The sequence below is a fragment of the Sulfitobacter sp. PR48 genome (assembly GCF_028807335.1).
GTDB lineage: Bacteria > Pseudomonadota > Alphaproteobacteria > Rhodobacterales > Rhodobacteraceae > Sulfitobacter.
In genome coordinates this window covers 43,576-64,005 of the sequence record NZ_JARAMM010000003.1, presented here as the reverse complement: position 1 = coordinate 64,005, position 20,430 = coordinate 43,576, and the positions used below count along the sequence as shown (strand labels likewise).

Here is a 20,430-nt window from a genome sequence, read left to right as displayed (position 1 = left end):
GGGCGCTGCTTGCGAAATCTTCGGTTTCGCGCGACAACGGAGCAAAAGGAAAGTGCTGCCCATGCCCCCATTGACCGACGACCATCTGACCGTGGTGAACCATCCGCTGGTTCAGCACAAGCTGACCATCATGCGCGACCGCGACACGCCGACGGCGGTGTTCCGGCAGCTCCTGCGCGAGATCAGCCAGCTGCTGGCCTATGAGGTCACGCGCGGCTTGCCGATGACCACCAAGAAGATCAACACGCCCATGCAGGAGATGGACGCGCCCACGCTTGACGGCAAGAAACTGGCGCTGATTTCCATCCTGCGGGCGGGCAACGGGTTGCTGGACGGTGTGCTTGAGCTGATCCCCTCGGCGCGGGTCGGATTTGTCGGCCTCTACCGGGACGAGGAAACGCTGCAACCCGTGCAGTATTATTTCAAGGTGCCGGAGGGGCTGGACGACCGGCTGGTGATTGCGGTCGATCCGATGCTGGCCACGGGCAATTCCTCGGCGGCGGCGATTGACCTGTTGAAACAGGCGGGTGCCACCAACATCCGCTTTCTGTGTCTTCTGGCAGCACCTGAGGGAATCGCGCGGATGCGGGAGGCCCATCCCGATGTGCCCATCGTCACCGCAGCCGTGGACGAGGCGCTGAACGACGTGGGATACATCGTGCCGGGGCTGGGCGATGCCGGCGACCGGATGTTTGGCACGAAGTAGATCAATCACCGCCCGGAAACAGCTGGATAAAGCGGCTTGCGCGCTGGACACCGCGAACAGGCTGGGGCATCCTTGGCCGAAATTCTCATTCGGATTGTGTGGGGGCACGAGATGAAGCTTACAAGACTGATTGCCATTGCCATTATTGCCGCTTCCGGCGGATTGGCGGCCCTGCAGGTCGATGCCCAGATTCAGGAACAGCAACCGGCGGAGTTTCCGCCTGACTCCTATAAGGGCAAGCAATATGTTGACAGTCAGGGCTGCGTCTTCATCCGTGCCGGTATTGATGGCAATGTGTCCTGGATTCCACGCGTGACCCGGTCCCGCAAGACGATCTGCGGGTTCAAGCCCAGCCTGTCGGGGCAGGTCGCATCGGCGGCGGCAGCACCGGCCCAACCGGCGGAAGCGCCTGTTCAGATCACCCTCAACAATGCACCCGCAGCGGCGGCACCGGCCCCGAAACCGCGCAAGGTGGCGGCGCCCAAGCGCAAACGTCAGGCGGCCCCCGTTGTTGTCCGCCAGACCGCTCCGGCGCCCAAGCCACAGCCCCGGATCAAACCTGCGCCGGTCATCATCGCCGCCCCGGTTCCCGCACCCGCGCCCGCGCCCCAGCTGCGGCGCAGCGCAGAGGTCGCCACGGCCTGCCGGGGGGCATCGCCCCTGTCCCAGCAATACCTGCGCGGCTCTGCCAGCACACCGGTCCGTTGCGGACCCCAGGCGGAACCGATCATCGCACCGGGATATGCGGCCGGCGGGACGCGGAGCTATGCTGTCACCGCGTCCGAGGTCACGGCGCATACACGCATCGTGCCCAAACATGTGGCGCAGAACCGCCTCAACACCTATGACAACGTGCGCGTGCCCCCGGGTTACAAGACCGTCTGGGAAGATGGCCGGTTGAACCCGCGCCGGGCAGAGCAGAGCCTTGCCGGACGCAGCGACATGTTGCTGATCTGGACACAGACCGTCCCGCGCCGCCTGATCAACCAGGCCACCGGGCGCGATCTGACGGCCTCTGTGCCACTGGTCTATCCCTATCTCGATATCGTGACGCAGCGCCGGGAACTGGGTGAAGTCACAATCGTGCAACGCAACGGCCAGCTGACCAAGCGGATCATCCGCAATCATCCGGCAAGCGCGCGGACCCCGGCAAAGCGCCAGCCTGTCTATTCCTCGCGCTCCGCGCCCAAGGCGGCGCAGCCGCAGGCCGCCGCCGCGACCCCCTCACGGGCCCTGGCCGACAAGCACTTTGTGCAGATCGGGACCTTTGGCAACCCTGCCAATGCGCAGAGAGCGGCACAGAACATCGCCCGCATGGGCATGGCGGCCCGCATCGGCAAACACAGCAGGAACGGCAAGACCTATATGACCGTGCAGGCCGGACCGTTCCATTCGGCACAGGCGATCCAGAATGCGATGCGCCGCCTGAAGGGGGCCGGTTACAGCGACGCTTTCGCGCGTAACTAACGCGTTTCAACTTTTCAGCAGCTTGCCCTGGCCAGTCGGAGAATATCCGGCTGGCCATTTCTTTGCCCAAAGGCCGTCCGGCGGCGGGGCGGAAATCCGTCTTTGCCCATCAGGTCCGGTAAAGGAGAAAGCCAGGCCTCAGCCGCCACAGATGCTTTGCAGGCGCAGCCAGTTGGCGTCGGACATCAGCGGGGCGGTCAGCTTGCCTGCCATCGGGTCGCCCTCGATCAGGGGCAGGGTGGTTTCACCGCTGATGTCGCGGGCATAGGCATAGGGGGTGCTGCGCACCTTGGCTTTGGCAAAGAGCGCCAGCTGAGCCGTAAGGTTCACCGCTGCCGGTGGGGTGGCCAGCAGCTGTTCGGCATAGCGGTCCAGCGCCTGCGGGGCGACGTCGCCGGTGGTCAGCAGGCGAAAATTCTCCCGCAGGCCCACCGCCCGCAGCAGATCGCGCAGCGGGTCACTGTCCGCCCGGCGGGCCATTTCCGTGATGACAAAACCGGCGGCAACATCGGGTTCTTCGAAATCCTCGATCACCGAGCGGTCCAGCAGGATCAAGCCACCGGGCAGATGCAGGCTCTCGCGGGTCATATCCGGCAGGACCGCCAGTTTCCCCGCCGACAGCCGGCTTGCCAGAAGCGAAAGCGCGGCGCGCCCTGCGGTCTCTGCACAGGCGGGGCCGGAGACACGTTCGATCCGGCTGAGCAGGGCAAGCCCGATCTGCGTGCGTTTCACGCCCGGCACGACGCGCAGGGTGTGATCCTGCATGGCACCGGGCAGCCAGAACAGGACAAGTGCGGCGACCACGATAAAGGAAACAACCATGCCCACCAGCCGCAGCCGCCCCGGCCTGGGGCGCGCGCGGGTGATCGCACGGCGCAGGGTCTCGATCGCCTCGATCATCTCGGTTTCGTTTTCCGCGATCTCCACCGTTTCACCGGGGTCGCCATCCGGGTGATAGATCGCCGGGGTTTCGTTCGGGTTGGCCCGTTCCACCGCGGCAAGCGACCAATGGGTCAGGGGCCGGTCGTTGAGGTTGGAGATCACCAGCGTCGCATCGCCAACCGACACGATCACCTCCTGACGCTGCGCCTCGGGCGTGGCGCGCCACAGCGCGGTTGCCTCGAGCCGGGCATATTTGGTGAGCGCGGTCATGGGGGTGCGGGTCTGCCTCTTGTTTTTTGCCTAGTTTAACACCGAAGGTGGCGGCGGCAATGGCCCAGCGGCATTGCCGTTCCGCCGCACCCCCCGGTTGTCATCATGCAGGCAACCGCCGCAGCCGGCCGAGAGCGCGTCAAAGCGCGGCTGCGGCCTTGCGCAGTTCAAACTTCTGAATCTTGCCGGTCGATGTCTTTGGCAGCTCCTGAAAGACCACCCGCTTTGGCGTCTTGAACCCGGCCAGCGTCTCGCGGGCATAGGCGATCAGCGCCTCGGCATCTTCCACCGCACCCGGTTTCAGTTCCACAAAGGCGCAAGGCACCTCGCCCCATTTCTCATGCGGCTGTGCCACCACGGCGGCAAGGTTCACGTCCGGGTGGCCCATCAACACGCCTTCGACCTCGACGCTCGAAATGTTCTCGCCGCCCGAGATGATGATGTCCTTGGCGCGGTCCGCAATCTGGATGTAGCCGTCATCATGTTGCACAGCCAGGTCACCGGAGTGGAAATAGCCGCCGGCCAGCGCCTCTTTCGTGGCCTGCGGGTTCTTCAGATATCCCTTCATCACCGAATTGCCCCGGATCATGATCTCGCCCTGGGTGCTGCCATCCTTCGGAATCTGGGCCATCTGCGGGTCCATCACCGTGATATGCTCCATCATCGGCATGGCGACCCCCTGCCGGGCCTTGATCGCGGCACGGGCGGATTGATCCAGCGCCTCCCAATCCTCGGCCCGCCACAGGCATTCGGTCACATGGCCATAGGTTTCGGTCAGCCCGTAAACCTGGGTGACATTGAAGCCCAGCTTCTCGATCTTGGACAGGGTCGCGGGGGCGGGCGGCGCACCGGCGGTAAAGACCTCGACCTCGTGGTCAAAGTCGCGGCGGTCTTCGGCTTTCGCATTGACGATCATGTTCAACACGATGGGCGCGCCGCCAAAATGGGTCACGCCCTCATCCGCGATGGCGTCATAAATGGCCTTGGCGGTGATGTCGCGGCTGCAGACCAGCGTGCCGCCGATCAGGGGCATCATCCAGGTGTGGTTCCAGCCGTTGCAGTGAAACAGCGGAACGATCTGCATGTAGATCGGATGCAGCACCATGCGCCAGGAAATCACCGTGCCCATGGTCATCAGATAGGCGCCGCGGTGATGATAGACGACCCCCTTGGGCCGCCCGGTGGTGCCGGAGGTATAGTTCAGCGCCAGGCTTTCCCATTCATCCTGCGGCATCTGCCAGGCGAAATCCGCATCGCCCTGGGCCAGGAAATCCTCATAAACCGGATGCCGCCCGGTCGCGGGGCCCGCCGACACATCGGTCACTTCGACGATCTGCAGGTCGCTCTGCGGCAATTGCTCCCGCGCGGCCTCCACCAGCGGCACGAATTCCGTATCCACCAGCGCCAGCTTTGCGCCGCCATGGGCCAGGATATAGCTCACCGTGCCCAGATCCAGCCGCGTGTTGATCGTGTTCAACACCGCGCCGCAGGCGGGCACGCCGAAATGCGCCTCTGCCTGTGCCGGGGTATTGGGCAGCAGTGTTGCCACCACGTCACCGGGACGGATGCCGTGCGCGGCAAGGGCCGAGGCCAGACGCGAGCAGCGCGCGTGATACTGCGCATAGGTCACCCGGTGATCGCCATAGACCACGGCCAGGCGGCTGGCAAAAACATCGGCCGCGCGCTGCAGATGCGACAGGGGGGTCAACGGCACATAATTGGCAGGGCATTTTTCAAGCCCCGTTTCGTCCTGCATCCAACCCATTTGCATCCTCCCTGCTGGTACGCTTCGGCGGATTGAGTATTGCGGTGCGAGGGCGACTTTGGAAAGGTGAAAAAAAGGGGTATCGGGTGAGCAATCAGAGCATCAGGCCGGGTTTGGCGGCAGTTTCGGTCTTGGGCGGCATGGCGACATTGGGTCTGACGGATAATTTCGTCCCCTTTATCTCCGAGCGCGGCTCGCTCTGGCAATTCCACTTTGTCCGGTCGCTGATGGCGGTTGCCATACTTGGGGCGGTGGTTGCCCTGGGCTTTGGCAGCCTGCGGCCGAAACGGCCCTGGGCGGTGCTCGGGCGCAGCCTGTTTCAGGGGGGCGCAATGCTGATCTACTTCGGCTGCCTGTCGGTGCTGCCCATCGGGGTGGTGGTGGCCGGGTTGTTCACCTCGCCGCTCTTTGTGGTGCTGATCTCGGTCCTGTTCCAGGGCAAGCAGGTCGGCCCCTACCGCTGGTGCGCCGTGGGCATCGGCTTTGCCGGGGCGCTTCTGGTGATCCGCCCCGATCCTTCGGCGCTCGACTGGGTGGCCTTCGCGCCGATCCTTGCGGGCTTGCTTTATGCCGTGGGCGCCGTGGCCACCCGCGCCTGGTGCGAAGGCGAAAGCACCCTGACGCTCAGCGCCGGCTTCTTTGGTGTCCTGGGGATATTCGGCCTGATCGGCATGGCGCTCATCCCCGGCACTGGCGCGCCCGAGGGGCATGCGGGTTTTGTCCTGCGGTCCTGGGGGCCGCTGGACGCACCGATGCTGTTCTGGTTCGCGGTGCAGGCGGTCGGCTCGCTGATCGGCATTGCGCTGATCGTGCGCGGTTACCTGATCGGCGAGGCAAGCCATGTCGCGGTCTTTGAATATTCGCTGCTGGTCTTTGCCAGTTTCTGGGCCTGGATGCTCTGGGGTCAGGCGGTACCGCCGCTGGCGCTGGCGGGCATGGCGCTGATTGCCTGTGCGGGCAGCATCATCGCGCTGCGCTCCGACACGCCGGTATCGGCGGGGCGCGCGCCTGCGGGTGAAGCCCCGTGATCATCAGCCGGGGACGGTCCTATATCTTTGTCCACAGCCCCAAGACGGGCGGCACCTCCATGGCGCTGGCGCTGGAGGCGCGGGCGATGAAAGACGACATCATGCTGGGCGACACGCCCAAGGCGGCAAAGCGGCGGCGGCGTCTGAAAGGGGTGCAGGCGGCGGGCCGTTTGTGGAAACACAGCACGCTTGCGGATATCGACGGGCTGATCACCCCCGGGGAGATCGCGGAAATGTTCACCTTTACCCTGGTGCGCAACCCCTGGGACCGCGTGGTCAGCTATTACCACTGGCTGCGCGAGCAGGCATTCGACCACCCCGCCGTGCATCTGGCAAAATCGACGGATTTCGCAGGTTTCCTCTCCGACGCGGCACTGCAGTCCAGCCTGCGGGACTGGCCCGCCACCCGTTACATGCGCGATGTGACCGGCGTGGAACGCTGCAGCGCCTATATCCGGCTGGAGCATCTGGAGGCGGATGCGGCACCGCTCTGGGATCATCTGGGCTTTCGGCTGGAGCTGCCGCATGTCAACACATCCGCGCGGACGGAAACCTGTCAAAGTCTCTACACCCCGGACCTGCGCGAGATCGTCGCGCGCTGCTGCGCCGGGGACATCGCGCGCTTCGGCTACCGGTTTCCCTGAACCGCGCTGGCGGTGGTCACCTATTCCGCAGGATTGCCATCTTTGCGCCACTCAATTCCCCCGAAATCAGCGGTATTGTCGCCGGAACCGGGGACAATGCCAGATTTCCGCCGCTTTCCGGTCCCGTACCGGACATGGGAATCACCCCACTTGGTGCCATCAACTGCACCAGCGCCCTGCCACGGCGTGTCACCATGGGGATGGATGAAATGTTTGGATGGAAGACAAAAGAAATGAACCGCCGAACGCCCGAGATGACGGGCGCCTATGACGGCGGTCTTGCGACACTGACAAACGGTCTGATGGCGGGCACGCGGGTGGCGTCAAACCTGGGCTGGCGCGCTGTCGAAGCGCTGGCGGTTGGCGATTCCGTCCTGACCTTTGACCATGGCATGCAGCAGATCACCGAACTGCGCCGCGTCATGATGTGGATCGACGCCCCCGATACGAACCCGGCCCTCTGGCCGGTCATCGTGCCTGCCGGTGCGCTGGACAACCGTGCCGAACTGACCCTGCTGGCCGATCAGGGGGTGCTGGTGGAAAGCGATGCGGCCGCCGATATCTATGGCGATCCCTTTGCCCTTGTCCCGGCGCAGGCGCTGGTAGGGGTGCGCGGCATCCACCGTGCGGCACCTCAGGAAATGGTGGAGCTGGTGGTGATCTCCTTTGCCGATGAACAGGTCATCTATGCCGAGGGCGGCGCCTTGATCCATTGCCCGGTGGCGCGGATGGTGCTGGAAAATCTGCTGGACGGCACCGCCCCCGTCTATGACGTTCTGGGGCTGAGCGATGCGGCGTTTCTGGCCGCATGCCTGACCATGGAAGACCGGATGCTGGCCACAGGCGGTCGTGGTGGCAGTTCTGCCGCACCCTGTTGATCTGACCGGCGTGGCCCATCTGGAGGGGGCCGCGGAGAGACAAGCAGACATCCCCATGTCAGCAAAGGGGCCGCGAGGTGAGAGCCGCGGCCCCTTTTTGCATTTCACGGGGGCAGGCATATTCCGGGAGGCAAGAATGGCTCCGGACAACCCAAATTTTGGCCGGTGCCTGAACCTCAGGCCACTCAGGTCATCGTCGAAACCACAGGCGATGCGCGTTGCGCTTTCCACATTTGCCGTCTGCTCCCTGCTCCCTGCTCCAAGCAATTGCAGACATGTCATACAAGACCTGTCATTTTTGACATGCCATGTATGACATGTCGTCCCTTGCGGAATGATGCGCCAAGGCGTTTCGCGTGATGTCTCACGGCGTCATGCGAAAACCTTACTCACGTAACGCTGCCTGAAATCAGTGATTTCAGCGCGCTACGTGGTGCATGGTTTTTCGGGTGTTTCGTCACAGGCTCTAGACCGGGATCAGGTGATTGTCCCACATCAGATCGGCTTTTGCCCTGGCCTCGCCCGACCCGCGCAGGCACCGCAGCTCTCCGGCACCTGTGGTCACGGTAAAACCACCCTCCGCCGGGGCCACGCCACAGACGTCGTTCAGGGAGATGACCTGCGACAGGGCCATGGTGCCCGTGTCAAAGATCTGCACCCGGTTGCCACGGGGCGAGGTGACGGCAACCCGGGCCCCGTCCGGCGAAATGGCGATACTGCCGATATAGCCCTCCATCTCGCGCACCGCCTCGGGCGGGGCGTCGAAGAGGGCGATCTGCCCGCCCCTCCGGTGCCTGCCCACCAGTGCTTCCACCGGCTCTTCGCCCTGCCATTGCATGCCAAAGGCGACATCGCCGCCCGGGCCAACCGCAAGATGCCGGATCGAATTCTTGTGCTGGGCATGGGGCAGGGCGGCCTGCTCGACGATCTTGCCCTGGTCGATATAGCTCAGGTTCGGGGCCATCGTGGGGATGTTCAGCTTGGTCCTTCCGGTGTCGGGATGGGTGTCGATGCCACCATTCGCCACCACCAGAATGTCCGTCCCCGGCAGCCGCTTGATGTCATGCGGGCCGATCCCGCCGCTGCTGATCTCGCCCCGGCGCCTGTAGCCTGCGGCAACGTCCCAGATGCCGATGCGCCCTGCACCGGCCTCAAAGTCATTCTCGGTGGTGAACAGCCATTCGCCCCCCGCCGAAAACACCCCATGGCCGTAGAAATGCCGCCCGTCGGGGCAGGTCAGCCGGGCCTGTTGCCGCCCCGTCGCACAGTCGATCACCACCGCGAAAGTGCCGGGCCTGCGGGCAAAGGCCACCGCCTGCGGTCGCGTCGGATGGGCGGCTGCGGCATGGCCACGGGCAGGCAGGGGAATTTCGAACAGCACCGACAGGTCCGCCGCGATACCGCACAGCAGATAGGTCCCGTCCGCCCGCGCGCCTGCGGCCAGATAGGCGGGGGATCCCGCATCGGCCCAGCTGGGGACGGGCAGCACCCCGGCGGCAATCAGCCCGCCCAGAAACTGTCGGCGTCCGCGCTGCGGGGCCCCGGACACTTCAGTCGCCATCCAGCGAGTTGAAGCCCGCGGCCACGCCCAGCGTCGGCCCCAGTGCGCTGCGGGCGAGGGCGCGGATGGCTTCGACATCCTGCTGGAGCACTTCCACCTTCAACCGGCGTTGCGGCTGGGCCACCCCGGCAAAGACCGGATCGTCCAAAGTCGCCAGATGATCAACGGCCTTGGCAAAGGCGTGGTCCAGCCCGGCGGCGACCTGCGGGTGACCGGCGGCCAGACGTTCCGCCAGATCGCGCAGGGCGGTCAGGCTCAGGCCCACGTGGCGCGCCGACCGATCAGAGCGCCAGGCCTCCGCCCGCCTGGGCCGGGGGCGGTCAAAGGTGCCCAGCGGGCGCCCCAGACGCGTCTCTGCGGTGAACTCAAGCCCCGTGGTCAGCGCGGTGAAAAGCTGCTGCAACACCTCGTCTTCGCTGCGGTAGGTGCCATTCGGGCCGGGGTTCAGCATCCCGGGCGCATAGCTCTCGTGCCATTCCGCGCGGATGGTCCCGGCCGTTGCGGCGATATCGGCGGTGACCGCGCGGATCAGATCGCACAGGTAGGCGGGATCGGCAGCATCGGTCAGCTCCGGATCATAAAGCAGGTATTCCAGCCCGTAGAACCCCCGTGCCGCGATGGAAACCTGTGCAAAGCCCTCGGCGCTGTCGATGATCGCATCGCGTTCTGCCATCAGACCGGCCAGCGCACGCGGGGTCGCGCCCCGGCTGTCGGGCCAGAAGGCCAGCGCAAAGGCCCGGTCGCCAACTTCGGTCGGGCCGAAACGCAGGTGGCTGGCGCTGACCCAGCTGTCAAACGCCACGCCATAAGCGTCGCGCAGTTCCCGCGAAGTGGGCGCGCAGTCGTTCCCGGCCACCTCGGCCAGCCGCCCGGCATTCTCCGACAGCGCGTCAAACCGCGGCAGGATGTGATGCGTGACCACATCGGTGATCTTGGCCGTGGCATCCTGTGCCACAGCGGCAAAGGGCATCAATGCAACAATCAGGCTCAGGAAAAATCTGGTCATAGGCTCTCCAGATAGGTGATCAGCGCCTCGCGCTCGGCAGTCGGCAGGTCGATGACCGCATCGCGCTGGGCCTGCGCCTCGCCGCCATGCCAAAGGATCGCCTCCAGCAGGGACCGAGCCCGCCCGTCGTGCAGGAAATAGCTGTGGCCACTGACCTGTTCCGTCAGACCGATACCCCAAAGCGGCGGCGTCCGCCACTCCGTTCCGCTGGCCCGTGCCTCGGGGCGGTTGTCCGCCAGACCGGGGCCCATGTCATGCAGCAACAGGTCGGTATAGGGCCAGATCAGCTGGAAAGACTGCTCCGGCTGATCTTCGAGCCGGTTGGTCACGAACTTGGGCTGGTGGCAGGAGGTGCAGCCGGTCTCATAAAACACCTTCTTGCCCTGCAACACCTGCGGATCGCCCGGGTTGCGGCGCTCCGGCACGCCCAGGTTGCGGCTGTAGAAGGTCACCAGATCCAGCCCCTCGGCGTCGATCTCGGTGCCGCGCGCATCGCCGTCACCATGGATCGCGGCCAGGCAATCGGCCTGCAGATCGGTGCATTCACCAGAACCCGCCGTGAACAGGGGGTTCGATATGCCGATGTCCCCGGCAAAGGCCCCGGCCGATTGTTCCAGCACCGACGGGTTGCCCGCCTTCAGGCCGAAGCGCCCCAGCATGGGCCTGTCCAGCGCCTTGGACCAGACGATATTGGCCCGGCCCGAAATGCCGTCACCATCCGCATCATCCGGGTCCGCCAGGGCAAGGATATCGGCGGCGGGGATCGCTTCGAGCAGGCCCATGCCGATCATCTGCGGCGCGACGCGCGGGCTCAGCATGGCGTCGGGATGCAGCGGGCCATAGCCCAGATCGGCCGCCCCGTAGGTGGGATGCCTGAGCGATACCTCGGTCCCGTCGGCCAGCGTGACAGGTTCTTCTTTGTACGTGATATCAAGGCGGTATTCAGCGGCATGCCCCTGCACGGCAAAATCCTGCAACTGCGTGCCATAGGTGGGGTCGGGACGGCTGGCGATATAGCCTTCGATCTCGTCGATGGCGTCGCTCTCGTCTCCGGGGATTGACACCCGCAGGAACATGGAGATCGCATTGTCGTCCTGCGCCTCGGGCGGATGGCCACGCCCGTCCTTGATGTGGCAGCGCTGGCAGGACCGCGCGTTGTAAAGCGGCCCCAGCCCGTCAGAGGCCAGCGTGGAGGAGGGGGCAGAAACCCAGAGCTTGCGAAACAGGCCGTTGCCCACCTTGAAGGTCAGCTCATCCTCGAAACTGATGTTGCCGGAGGGCTGGGAAAAGGCATCCGCCGACTTGCGCGCCCGCACAGTGGCGGCCCCGGCAGAAAGCTGTTCGAATTGTTCGGGGGATGTGAAATCGGCGGGCGGCGCCAGCACCGCCGCGATGCGCGCGGCCTCCGCGGCGGTGCGGGGGATCACATTCAGATGGTTGTCATCCAGCACCGGCGCCTCCTGCGCCAGCGCCGCCGATCCCATCACCAGGATCAGCGGCACCAGGGCGCAGGAGATTTTACCTTTCCGGTGTGACATGCTGGCGGGCCGGTCCCGTCGCGCTGTGGCGGCAGGCTTTTGGCTGGCTGTCATGACGGCTCCTTTAGAAAGATACGACAGCCGCCAGGCCGACCGCTGTCGATTTTACACCGCCCACGTCAAAGCGGGCCAGGCCAAAGTTGATCTCGCTGTTGTCGGTTATCTGCCGGTCTATCCCAAGGGCGAGCATCTTGTCACGGCCTGCGCCGCTGGTGTTCACCACCGTTCCCGTGCCCGAGAATGACCATTGGTCCAGCTCATATGTCGCGCCGAGGGTGCTGTAGGTTGCATCCGCAGCCGTGCCGCCCGCGCCACTGAAATGGGCCATTTCGCCGATCATGTCCCAGCCATTGCCGAAATCATGGGCCAGCCCGGCCACAACGCCGTTTTCATCCGAGACATCGCCCGTGCCCGCTGCCAGGTGGCGTGCGCCGACCCATGCGGTGGTGGCGCCGAATTCCCGGCTGAATTGCAGCGCGATGTTGTTCAGCTTGCCGGTGTTGCCGACGCCGCCCGCCGCCACCGAATTGCGCCCGCGCCGGTTGCCGATGCTGTCGCTCAGAACACTGTTGTCGGCATAAAACACCGCAAGGGACAGGGTGCCATCCGCGCCAAGAGGCGTATCGACGGTCAGGCCGATCATCTCGGCCAGCTCGTAATCGCCCGAAAGCGAGGTGCCGTAATATCCCGGTGCATCGTCCCAGGCCACGCCGAAAACCGGGCTCAGCTTGCCGACGGAGACCAGCGTTTCACCAAAGGCAAAGCGCAGGCCCAGTTCATTGACGTAAAGCCCCAGGTCATCGAAGCTGCGGTCGTCGGTGGGGTCTGTGACGGATTCCAGCGTCAGCCCGCCGAAGGCGGTGATGCGGTCGGTGATCGCCGCCTCGAACGCGGCCTCGATGCTGAGGTAGAGATCGCTGAATTCCGCCGTCGGATCATCCGAGCTGACCGTGCTGTCAACGCCGATTTCGATTTCGGCTTCCCAGGTGAAACCTGCGTCCTGAGCCTGTGCCGCATGGCCACAAAGCACCGCGAGGCCGCAAAGCCCCGCAAGGTGTGTCTGTTTCTTCATTGTTATTGTCCTGTGAGAATTTGAGACCTGGCTGGCAGTAAGGCTGGCTGATCCGGTTTGCTTATTGGAAGACGGCGTTGGGATTGTCCAGACTGTCGGAACCTTCAAAGGCGACCTGATCGAGCCCCAGAACCTTGACCACGCGTTCGATCGTGCGGGTCTGGTCGATCAGCCCGTTGACCCCGCCCATGATCAGCGCCTCGCCGCCTGCATTGCCGCGCTCCAGCATCTGGTCATAGGCAAAACCGGCTTCGGCCGCGGTCTTGATCCGCCCCAGCGCCAGCATCGTTGTGCTCAGCTTTTCGCGCATTTCTGTGTCCAGCGCCGGGTCGGTCTCTGCGACCAGATCGGAGAGCGAGGGGCCGGAGACCAGCGTGCCGTCAACACTGACATATTCACCCAGATAGGTGCTCTGCACGCCAAGCCCGTCGTAGTAATGGCTGTTGTGGGTGTTGTCGGAAAAGCAGTCATGCTCTTCTTCGGGGTCGTTCAGCATCAGGCCAAGGCGCATCCGCTCGCCCGCCTGCTCGCCATAAGACAACGAGCCCATGCCGGTCAGCATCGCGGCAAGCCCTGCGTTCTCGTCTTCCAGCAGCGCGGTCCTGGCGGCGCCGCCATCGGCCCATTGTGCGGCCATCCACTCCAGATCCGAGACCAGCAGGTCGGTGGCGGCAACCAGATAGTCGGCGCGTCGGGCGCAATTGCCATTGGTGCAATCTTCGCCCATCGCATAATCGGTCCAGGGGCGGTTGCCGGCACCCGCGTCATGGCCGTTCAGGTCCTGACCCCAAAGCAGGAATTCGATGGCGTGGTAGCCGGTGGCCACATTGGCCTCGATCCCGTCGGCCTCGTGCAGGGTTTCGCCCAGCAGTTCGGGGGTGATGGTGCTGGCATCCACTTCGGTCCCGGACAGGGTGAAGGTCGGGTTCGCGATGACGTTCAGCGCGGCCAGCCCGTTTTCGTCCGATGGCCCGCCATAGCTGGCATCGACGTAATCGATCAGACCTTCATCCAGCGGCCAGGCATTCACCTTGCCTTCCCAGTCGTCGACGATGGCATTGCCGAAACGGTAGACCTCGGATTGCTGATAGGGCACCCGCGCTGCCAGCCAGGCCTGCCGCGCCCGGGTCAGGCCCATCGCCGAGGGGGCGTCCAGAAAGCTGGCAACAGCCTCCTGCAGGCGCTGGGCGGTGGTCAAACTGTCCGCGTATTTCGCCGCTGCAATATCGGCATAGGTCTCGATCACCTCGGCCTTCTCGACAGCCAGAGCCGGAGTGGCGCAGATCAGCAAAGCAACGGTGGAAAGAAGTGTGGAACGTTTCATCGGAATGTCCTTTTGGTATCTGGGTCTGCCGTCCACCTGTTGACGGCAGGTTGGTAAGGGCTGGCTGGCCCCTTTTATACCCGAGCGAATTGATAAGGAAATAGTATCCGAGGAAAAAACTAGGATAAAGCGGCCGGATGCCGCACGATGCATTGTCGCAGCCTTTTGGCAGGACATGAAAAAGGGCGCCGAAGCGCCCCTTTCCGATCAGATACGAAGGGCGGTCAGGCCGCCGCCTCAGCCTTTGGCCCGAAGCGGCCATAGAAGGTCTGGTTCTTCTCGGCCATCTCGCGCAGCAGGTCGGGGCATTTGAAGCGGGGGCCGAACTTGGCCTCCAGCTGGTCGCAGCGTTCCGCCGCATAGGGTGTGCCGATCATGTCCAGCCAGGAGAACGGCCCGCCCGACCAGGGGGCAAAGCCCCAGCCCAGGATCGCGCCCACGTCACCCTCGCGGATGTCCATCAGCACGCCTTCCTCCAGCGCGCGCACGGCTTCCAGCACCTGCACGAACATCAGCCGGTCCTGGATTTCCTGCAAGTCAGGCTGTTCCTCGGCCAACGGGTATTTGTCGTGGATGCCCTTCCAATAGCCCAGGCGCTTGCCCTTTTCGTCATAGTCGAAATAGCCCGCCTTGGCCTTGCGGCCCAGACGGCCCAGGTCTTCCATCCAGACGATCAGGTCGTCGGCCTCGGAGGCGGGGTATTCGTTGCCCATGGCCGCCTTGGTGGCGCGCATGATCTTGGTCGCCAGATCGACAGAAGTTTCATCGCCCAGCTGCACTGGCCCCACGGGGAAGCCCAGCAATTGCGCGGCGTTGTCGATCAGCACGGGGGCCACGCCCTCGGTGATCATGCGGTTCGCCTCGCCGCCATAGGGGATGATGCAGCGGTTGGCATAGAAGAACCGCGCGTCGTTGACCACGATCGGGGTCTTGCGGATCTGGCGCACATAGTCGAGCGATTTGGCCACCGCACGGTCGCCGGTCTTTTCGCCCTTGATGATCTCCACCAGCGCCATGCGTTCCACGGGGCTGAAGAAGTGGATGCCGATGAACTGCTCAGGGCGGCTCGATGCCTTCGCCAGCCCGGTGATCGGCAGGGTCGAGGTGTTGGAGGCAAAGATGCAATCCTCCGGGATCACGGCCTCGACCTTCCGGGTCATCTCGGCCTTCACCGATGGATCCTCGAACACCGCTTCGATGATCAGGTCACAACCCTTGAGCTGCTCCAGATCCGGTGTGGCGGTGATCAGGCCAAGGGCGGCTTCCTTCTTCTCCGGCGTGGATTTGCGGCGCGCGATGCCCTTGTCGAAATAGGAGGCGGCATACCCCTTGCCCTTGTCGGCGGCTTCCTGATCGCGGTCGATCAGCACCACCTCGATCCCCGCCTGTGCAGAGACCAGTGCGATGCCCGCACCCATCATGCCCGCACCCAGCACGCCCAGCTTCTTCACCCGCTGGTCCGCAACGCCTTCGGGGCGCACAGCACCTTTCTCCAGCGCTTCCTTGTTCAGGAACAGCGACCGGATCATCGCCGAGGACGAAGGGTTCATCAGAACGGAAGTGAACCAGCGCGCCTCGATCTTCAGCGCGGTATCGAAATCGACCAGCGCGCCCTCGTAAACCGCCGACAGCAGCGCCTTGGCGGCGGGATAGACGCCCTTGGTATTGGCATTGACCATGGCGGAAGCGCCCACGAAGGTCATGAAACCCGCCGGGTGATAGGGCGCGCCGCCGGGCATCTTGTACCCCTTGGCATCCCAGGGCTTGACCAGATCGGCATCCTTGGCATTCAGCACCCATTCTCTGGCCGCGGCCACCGGGTCATCGGCGACCTCGTCGATCAGGCCCGCCTTCACGGCAGCCTCGGGGGCGACCATCTTGCCTTCCAGCAGGAAGGGGGAGGCGGCCATCGCGCCCAGCTTGCGCGAGACACGGGTGGTGCCGCCGGCACCGGGGAAGATGCCGACCATGATTTCCGGCAGGCCGATGCGCGCCTTGGGGTTGTTGGCGGCAAAGATGCGGTGGGTGGCCAGCGGCAGCTCCAGCCCGATGCCCGCAGCCGTGCCGGGCAGGGCGGCGGCGATGGGTTTGCCCCCCGTCAATTTCTTGGGGTCCATGCCCGCGCGTTCGATCTTGCGCAGCAGGGCATGCATTTTCATCGTGCCCTCAAACAGGCCCTTCGCCGGGTCATCGCCCGCGTCCTGCTTCATCTTGGCCAGCAGGTTCAGGTCCATGCCGCCGGCAAAGGAGCCTTCCTTGCCGGAGGTGATCACGATGCCCTTCACGGCGTCGTCGGCCAGGGCGGTGTCGATCAGCGCGTCCAACTCGCTCAGCCCGTCGATGGACATCACGTTCATGGATTTGCCGGGCACGTCCCAGGTGATGATGGCAACGCCGTCGGCGTCAGTCTTCATGGTGAAATCGGTCATTTGGTCTCTCCCTTTTTGGGGTATGGGGTGCCATCGAGATGGGTGAAACCCTGCGGCGTCGCCAGCAGGTCCAGATCGGGATAATGGCAGATGTCGTCTTCGGCACGGGTGCCGACAATCAGATAGGTTGCGGGTTCATCGCTGTGGTTGCGCAGGCAATGCGCGGTGCGGTCGCCCGCCTTCCAGCAGCAGGCGTCGCCCGGTTGCAGCGCGGTTTCCTTGCCGTCCTCGACCACGGTCAGCGCACCGGACAGCAGGTACAGGAATTCGTCTTCCTTCTCGTGCCAGTGCATCTGCGAGGATTGCTTGCCCGGAAGCAGGGTCTCCAGCGCGACGCCGAACTGGGTCAGCCCGCCGGCATCGCCGAAGTTGAGATAGCTGAGGAACCCCCGCCCCAGGTTGAAGGGGTCGGGATAGCCCGACTGGGCTTCGGTCCCGGGAACGCTGCCTGCGCGCAGGATCATGTCACACCCGCTCGATGATGGTGGCGGCGCCCATGCCGGAGGCAATGCAGAGCGTGGCCAGACCCACCTGCTTGTCGCTGCGCTCCAGCTCGTCCAGCAGGGTGCCGATGATCATCGCGCCGGTGGCCCCCAGCGGGTGACCCATGGCGATGGCCCCGCCGTTCACGTTGACCTTGTCGTGATCCACGTCAAAGGCCTGCATGAAGCGCAGCACGACCGAGGCGAAGGCTTCGTTCACCTCGAAAAGGTCGATGTCGCCGATGGTCATGCCGTTGTCCTTGAGGATCTTTTCGGTCACCGGAACCGGGCCGGTCAGCATGATGGTGGGGTCGGTGCCGATCTTGGCGGTGGCGCGGATGCGGGCGCGGGGCTTCAGCCCGTATTTCTCGCCGAATTCCCTGTTGCCGATCAGCACGGCCGCCGCACCGTCCACGATGCCCGAAGAATTCCCGGCGTGGTGGATGTGGTTGATCTTTTCCAGATGCGGATACTTCAGCATCGCGACCTTGTCGAAACCGGGCATGACCTCGCCCATGGCCTGGAACGCGGGGTTCAGGCTGCCGAGGCTCTGCATGTCGGTTTCCGGGCGCATGTATTCGTCGCGGTCCAGGATGGTCAGCCCGTTCTGGTCGCGGATGGTGATGACGGAATTGTCGAAACGCCCCTCTTTCCAGGCCTTTGCCGCGCGCTGCTGGCTGGCAATCGCCAGCTGGTCGGCGTCATCGCGCGAAAACCCGTATTCGGTGGCGATGATGTCGGCGGAAATGCCCTGCGGGACAAAATAGCCCTCCATCGCGATGGAAGGATCGACGGCAATCGCCGCCCCGTCGCTGCCCATCGCCACACGGCCCATCATTTCGACGCCGCCCGCGATATAGCCCATGCCGGCACCGCCCCTGATCTGGTTGGCGGCCAGGTTCACCGCCTCCATCCCGCTGGCGCAGAACCGGTTGATGGCGAGGCCGGGAATACGCTCATCCAGGTCGGATGCCAGCACGGCAGTGCGTGCCAGACAGCCGCCCTGTTCCATCACCTGGGTCACATTGCCCCAGATCACGTCCTCCACGGCATGGCCATCGAGGTTGTTGCGCTCCTTGACGGCGTTCAGCGTCTGGGAGGACAGGCGCAGGGCCGTGACCTCGTGCAGCGCGCCGTCCTTGCGGCCCTTGCCACGGGGGGTGCGCAGGGCGTCATAGATATAGGCTTCGGTCATGGTGGTATCTTCCTTTCTCAGGCGCGGTCAGCGGGGCTGCCGGGCATCAGGTCGTAGGGGGCTTTCCAGCCCGGTTGTTCGGACAGACGCGTCAGCCACGCGTCGATGTTGGGCCAGGCAGAGCGGTCAAAGCCGAAGGGCTCGGGGTAATAGAGGTAGCCGCAGCAGGTCAGGTCGGCATTGGACACGCCGTCGCCCACGATCCAGTCGCGGCCCGCCAGATGTGCGTCAAGCACCGCATAAGCAGCCTTGAGACGGCCAAGCATGAAACCGATGACTTCTGCCGGGCGCTTGTCCTCGGGCAGGAAGTTCATCAGGAACCGGGTCATCCCGGCCTGCGAGCTGAGCTTGTGGTTGTCCCACAGCACCCAGCGCAGGATCTCGCGCCGTTCTGCCGCGTCGCGGCCACCGAACTTGCCGGTTTTCTCGGAGATGTAATCCTGGATCACGCCGGATTGGGTCAGCCGGACATCGCCGTCGATCATCACCGGCGCCTCACCCATGATGTTGAGATCATTGCGGAATTCGGGCGAGTGGCCCTGGCCGCCAAAGAAGTCCACCTTGACCGGTTCCCAGTCGAGGCCGGACAGTTCCAGCGCCAGCGCGGCCTTGTAGCTGTGGCCCGATTCGCCAAAGCAATGGAGTTTGATCGTCATCTGCTGTCTCTCCTGTATCTGGGGCCGGACCGGGGGTTTCACACCCCCGGACCCCCGTGGGAATATTTATGACCAAAAAGAGCAGGGGCCCGCGCGTCAGAGCGCCCGCGCGATCAGCTCCTTCATGATTTCGTTGGTGCCGCCATAGATGCGCTGGATGCGGGCGTCGGTCCACATTTCGCCAATCGCGTATTCCTGCATGAAGCCGTAGCCGCCATGCAGTTGCAGGCATTCGTCCAGCACCTCGCCCTGGGTGTCGGTCAGCCAGTATTTGGCCATCGCCGCGCGGTCCACGGTCAGTTCACCGCGCAGGTGTTCCGCGATGCAGGTGTCAAGAAAGGCCCGCCCCACGGCGGCCTTGGTCTTGCATTCCGCCAGTTTGAACCGGGTGTTCTGGAACTGGGTCAGCGGCCCGCCAAAGGCTTCGCGCTCCTTGCAATATCTGATCGTCAGATCGACGGCCCCCTCCATCGACCCCACAGCCTCGCAGCCGATGATCAGCCGCTCCTGCGGAAGCTGCTGCATCATCTGGTAAAAGCCCTTGCCCTCTTCCTGGCCCAGGATGTTCTCGGGTGGGATTTCCACGTTGTCGAAGAAGAGTTCGGAGGTATCCGAGGCATGTTTGCCGATCTTTTCCAGGTTGCGGCCGCGCTGGAACCCCGCTGCGCCCTCGGTTTCAAGCACCACCAGCGAGACCCCTTTGGAACCTTCCTTCGGGTCCGTCTTGGCCGCGACGATGATCAGATTGGCATGCTGGCCATTGGTGATGAAGGTCTTTTGCCCCGACAACCGATAGGCGTTGCCGTCGCGGATCGCCTTGGTCTTGATCCGCTGCACGTCGGACCCGGCGGAGGGTTCGGTCATCGCCAGCGCGCCCACCATCTCGCCCGAGACCATCCTGGGCAGCCAGCGTTTCTTTTGTTCTTCGGTGCCATAGGCCAGGATGTAATGCGCCACGATGCCGGAGTGGATGCCATTGCCCCAGCTGGCCAGATTGGCCCGGGCGCTTTCGATCAGGATCGCCGCCTCATGGCCGAAGTCGCCCCCCGCGCCGCCGTATTCCTCGGGGATGGAGGGGCAGAGCAGGCCCAGTTCGCCCGCCTGCGCCCAGGTCTCGCGGTCCATCTCGCCCTGCTTGCGCCACTTCTCGAACTTCGGGGCCCATTCGGTGGTGATGAAGGACGCGGCCATATCCGCGATCATCCTGTGTTCGTCCGTCATCCAGTTGGATGATGTCGTGCTCATGTCGTTCATGATCCCTCCCCAGGTCTGTCTTGTCGGCTCAGCGCTTGCGGTCGTCGAGTTCGGCGTTGAAGAGCCTCAGCCGCGCGATCAGGTTTTCCTCGTTGATCACGCTGCCGAAGTTCTCGAACAGGAATGAAAGCGCCTCGCCCTCGTCAAGCCCCGCCTCGTTGCTGAATTTCTTCAGCCGCCTGTACCCGTCCTCCGTCATGGCGACGGGAAAGCGGCGGGTCAGGCGGAAGCGTTTCGGCATCTTAACCTCTTGTTAATAATCAAGGTTTCGCG

General features: G+C 64.2%; 18 protein-coding genes. 5 read left to right on the top strand and 13 right to left on the bottom strand.

The features are described 5' to 3' along the window. Positions 1 to 61 precede the first annotated feature (61 nt). A complete protein-coding gene (gene upp / locus PVW51_RS04950) occupies positions 62 to 706 on the top strand; it encodes a uracil phosphoribosyltransferase (protein WP_274573829.1) in 645 nt (214 codons plus the stop codon). A 111-nt stretch (positions 707 to 817) separates the two neighbouring features. Then, positions 818 to 2,173, top strand: a complete 1,356-nt coding sequence (locus PVW51_RS04945) for an SPOR domain-containing protein (protein ID WP_274573828.1) — start codon at positions 818 to 820, stop codon at positions 2,171 to 2,173. A 138-nt stretch (positions 2,174 to 2,311) separates the two neighbouring features. On the opposite strand, the gene PVW51_RS04940 is transcribed toward PVW51_RS04945, so the two are convergent. Together PVW51_RS04940 and PVW51_RS04935 are read right to left on the bottom strand one after the other, a co-directional pair. Then, positions 2,312 to 3,325, bottom strand: coding sequence for a hypothetical protein (locus PVW51_RS04940; protein WP_274573827.1), 1,014 nt, complete (start codon positions 3,323 to 3,325; stop codon positions 2,312 to 2,314). Positions 3,326 to 3,464: 139 nt separating this feature from the next. Continuing rightward, on the bottom strand, positions 3,465 to 5,090 hold the full coding sequence (locus tag PVW51_RS04935; protein WP_274573826.1) for an AMP-binding protein: 1,626 nt from the start codon (positions 5,088 to 5,090) through the stop codon (positions 3,465 to 3,467). Positions 5,091 to 5,176: 86 nt separating this feature from the next. Between PVW51_RS04935 and PVW51_RS04930 the strand changes: the two genes are divergently transcribed. From PVW51_RS04930 to PVW51_RS04920, 3 genes are all read left to right on the top strand, one after another. Beyond that, positions 5,177 to 6,118 (top strand): DMT family transporter, encoded by a 942-nt coding sequence (locus tag PVW51_RS04930; protein ID WP_274573825.1) that lies wholly within the window; start codon positions 5,177 to 5,179, stop codon positions 6,116 to 6,118. Further along, complete coding sequence (locus PVW51_RS04925) at positions 6,115 to 6,762, top strand: sulfotransferase family 2 domain-containing protein (protein ID WP_274573824.1); 648 nt, start codon at positions 6,115 to 6,117, stop codon at positions 6,760 to 6,762. The genes PVW51_RS04930 and PVW51_RS04925 overlap by 4 nt, the downstream gene beginning before the upstream one ends. A 233-nt stretch (positions 6,763 to 6,995) precedes the next feature. Continuing rightward, entirely contained in the window at positions 6,996 to 7,640 is a 645-nt protein-coding gene (locus PVW51_RS04920; protein WP_274573823.1) for a Hint domain-containing protein, read from the top strand. 466 nt (positions 7,641 to 8,106) lie between these two features. Here PVW51_RS04920 and PVW51_RS04915 read toward each other — a convergent pair whose 3' ends face one another. The 11 genes from PVW51_RS04915 to PVW51_RS04865 form a co-directional block, all read right to left on the bottom strand. Beyond that, positions 8,107 to 9,189, bottom strand: coding sequence for a DUF1513 domain-containing protein (locus tag PVW51_RS04915; RefSeq protein WP_274573822.1), 1,083 nt, complete (start codon positions 9,187 to 9,189; stop codon positions 8,107 to 8,109). 1 nt (position 9,190) lies between these two features. Then, the gene (locus PVW51_RS04910) at positions 9,191 to 10,207 is read right to left on the bottom strand and encodes an imelysin family protein (protein WP_274573821.1); all 1,017 of its coding nucleotides are present in this window, start codon (positions 10,205 to 10,207) and stop codon (positions 9,191 to 9,193) included. Next, on the bottom strand, positions 10,204 to 11,691 hold the full coding sequence (locus tag PVW51_RS04905) for a di-heme oxidoreductase family protein (RefSeq protein ID WP_274574043.1): 1,488 nt from the start codon (positions 11,689 to 11,691) through the stop codon (positions 10,204 to 10,206). Before PVW51_RS04905 ends, PVW51_RS04910 begins: the two co-directional genes overlap by 4 nt. 118 nt (positions 11,692 to 11,809) lie before the next feature. Further along, on the bottom strand, positions 11,810 to 12,817 hold the full coding sequence (locus PVW51_RS04900) for a hypothetical protein (RefSeq protein WP_274573820.1): 1,008 nt from the start codon (positions 12,815 to 12,817) through the stop codon (positions 11,810 to 11,812). Between the two features lie 61 nt (positions 12,818 to 12,878). Continuing rightward, the gene (locus PVW51_RS04895) at positions 12,879 to 14,141 is read right to left on the bottom strand and encodes an imelysin family protein (RefSeq protein WP_274573819.1); all 1,263 of its coding nucleotides are present in this window, start codon (positions 14,139 to 14,141) and stop codon (positions 12,879 to 12,881) included. Positions 14,142 to 14,365: 224 nt separating this feature from the next. Next, the gene (locus tag PVW51_RS04890) at positions 14,366 to 16,570 is read right to left on the bottom strand and encodes a 3-hydroxyacyl-CoA dehydrogenase NAD-binding domain-containing protein (RefSeq protein WP_274573818.1); all 2,205 of its coding nucleotides are present in this window, start codon (positions 16,568 to 16,570) and stop codon (positions 14,366 to 14,368) included. Then, positions 16,567 to 17,034: a cupin domain-containing protein gene (locus PVW51_RS04885; RefSeq protein WP_274573817.1), complete on the bottom strand. Its 468-nt coding sequence runs from the start codon at positions 17,032 to 17,034 to the stop codon at positions 16,567 to 16,569. The genes PVW51_RS04890 and PVW51_RS04885 overlap by 4 nt, the downstream gene beginning before the upstream one ends. 1 nt (position 17,035) lies before the next feature. Further along, positions 17,036 to 18,247, bottom strand: coding sequence for an acetyl-CoA C-acetyltransferase (locus tag PVW51_RS04880; protein WP_274573816.1), 1,212 nt, complete (start codon positions 18,245 to 18,247; stop codon positions 17,036 to 17,038). Positions 18,248 to 18,264: 17 nt separating this feature from the next. Beyond that, the gene (locus tag PVW51_RS04875; RefSeq protein ID WP_274573815.1) at positions 18,265 to 18,903 is read right to left on the bottom strand and encodes a glutathione S-transferase family protein; all 639 of its coding nucleotides are present in this window, start codon (positions 18,901 to 18,903) and stop codon (positions 18,265 to 18,267) included. Between the two features lie 96 nt (positions 18,904 to 18,999). After that, the gene (locus tag PVW51_RS04870; protein WP_274574042.1) at positions 19,000 to 20,148 is read right to left on the bottom strand and encodes an acyl-CoA dehydrogenase family protein; all 1,149 of its coding nucleotides are present in this window, start codon (positions 20,146 to 20,148) and stop codon (positions 19,000 to 19,002) included. A 37-nt stretch (positions 20,149 to 20,185) separates the two neighbouring features. Then, on the bottom strand, positions 20,186 to 20,398 hold the full coding sequence (locus PVW51_RS04865; RefSeq protein WP_274573814.1) for a hypothetical protein: 213 nt from the start codon (positions 20,396 to 20,398) through the stop codon (positions 20,186 to 20,188). Between the last annotated feature and the right edge of the window lie 32 nt (positions 20,399 to 20,430).

What these genes read in the sequence shown, in the direction of transcription:
- PVW51_RS04875 (WP_274573815.1), bottom strand. Translation starts at nt 18,903, where the DNA reads ATGACGATCAAACTCCATTGCTTTGGCGAATCGGGCCACAGCTACAAG.
- PVW51_RS04900 (WP_274573820.1), bottom strand. Translation starts at nt 12,817, where the DNA reads ATGAAGAAACAGACACACCTTGCGGGGCTTTGCGGCCTCGCGGTGCTT.
- PVW51_RS04890 (WP_274573818.1), bottom strand. Translation starts at nt 16,570, where the DNA reads ATGACCGATTTCACCATGAAGACTGACGCCGACGGCGTTGCCATCATC.
- PVW51_RS04905 (WP_274574043.1), bottom strand. Translation starts at nt 11,691, where the DNA reads ATGGGATCGGCGGCGCTGGCGCAGGAGGCGCCGGTGCTGGATGACAAC.
- PVW51_RS04940 (WP_274573827.1), bottom strand. Translation starts at nt 3,325, where the DNA reads ATGACCGCGCTCACCAAATATGCCCGGCTCGAGGCAACCGCGCTGTGG.
- PVW51_RS04945 (WP_274573828.1), top strand. Translation starts at nt 818, where the DNA reads ATGAAGCTTACAAGACTGATTGCCATTGCCATTATTGCCGCTTCCGGC.
- PVW51_RS04880 (WP_274573816.1), bottom strand. Translation starts at nt 18,247, where the DNA reads ATGACCGAAGCCTATATCTATGACGCCCTGCGCACCCCCCGTGGCAAG.
- PVW51_RS04865 (WP_274573814.1), bottom strand. Translation starts at nt 20,398, where the DNA reads ATGCCGAAACGCTTCCGCCTGACCCGCCGCTTTCCCGTCGCCATGACG.
- PVW51_RS04910 (WP_274573821.1), bottom strand. Translation starts at nt 10,207, where the DNA reads ATGACCAGATTTTTCCTGAGCCTGATTGTTGCATTGATGCCCTTTGCC.
- PVW51_RS04920 (WP_274573823.1), top strand. Translation starts at nt 6,996, where the DNA reads ATGAACCGCCGAACGCCCGAGATGACGGGCGCCTATGACGGCGGTCTT.
- upp (WP_274573829.1), top strand. Translation starts at nt 62, where the DNA reads ATGCCCCCATTGACCGACGACCATCTGACCGTGGTGAACCATCCGCTG.
- PVW51_RS04935 (WP_274573826.1), bottom strand. Translation starts at nt 5,090, where the DNA reads ATGGGTTGGATGCAGGACGAAACGGGGCTTGAAAAATGCCCTGCCAAT.
- PVW51_RS04885 (WP_274573817.1), bottom strand. Translation starts at nt 17,034, where the DNA reads ATGATCCTGCGCGCAGGCAGCGTTCCCGGGACCGAAGCCCAGTCGGGC.
- PVW51_RS04870 (WP_274574042.1), bottom strand. Translation starts at nt 20,148, where the DNA reads ATGAGCACGACATCATCCAACTGGATGACGGACGAACACAGGATGATC.
- PVW51_RS04895 (WP_274573819.1), bottom strand. Translation starts at nt 14,141, where the DNA reads ATGAAACGTTCCACACTTCTTTCCACCGTTGCTTTGCTGATCTGCGCC.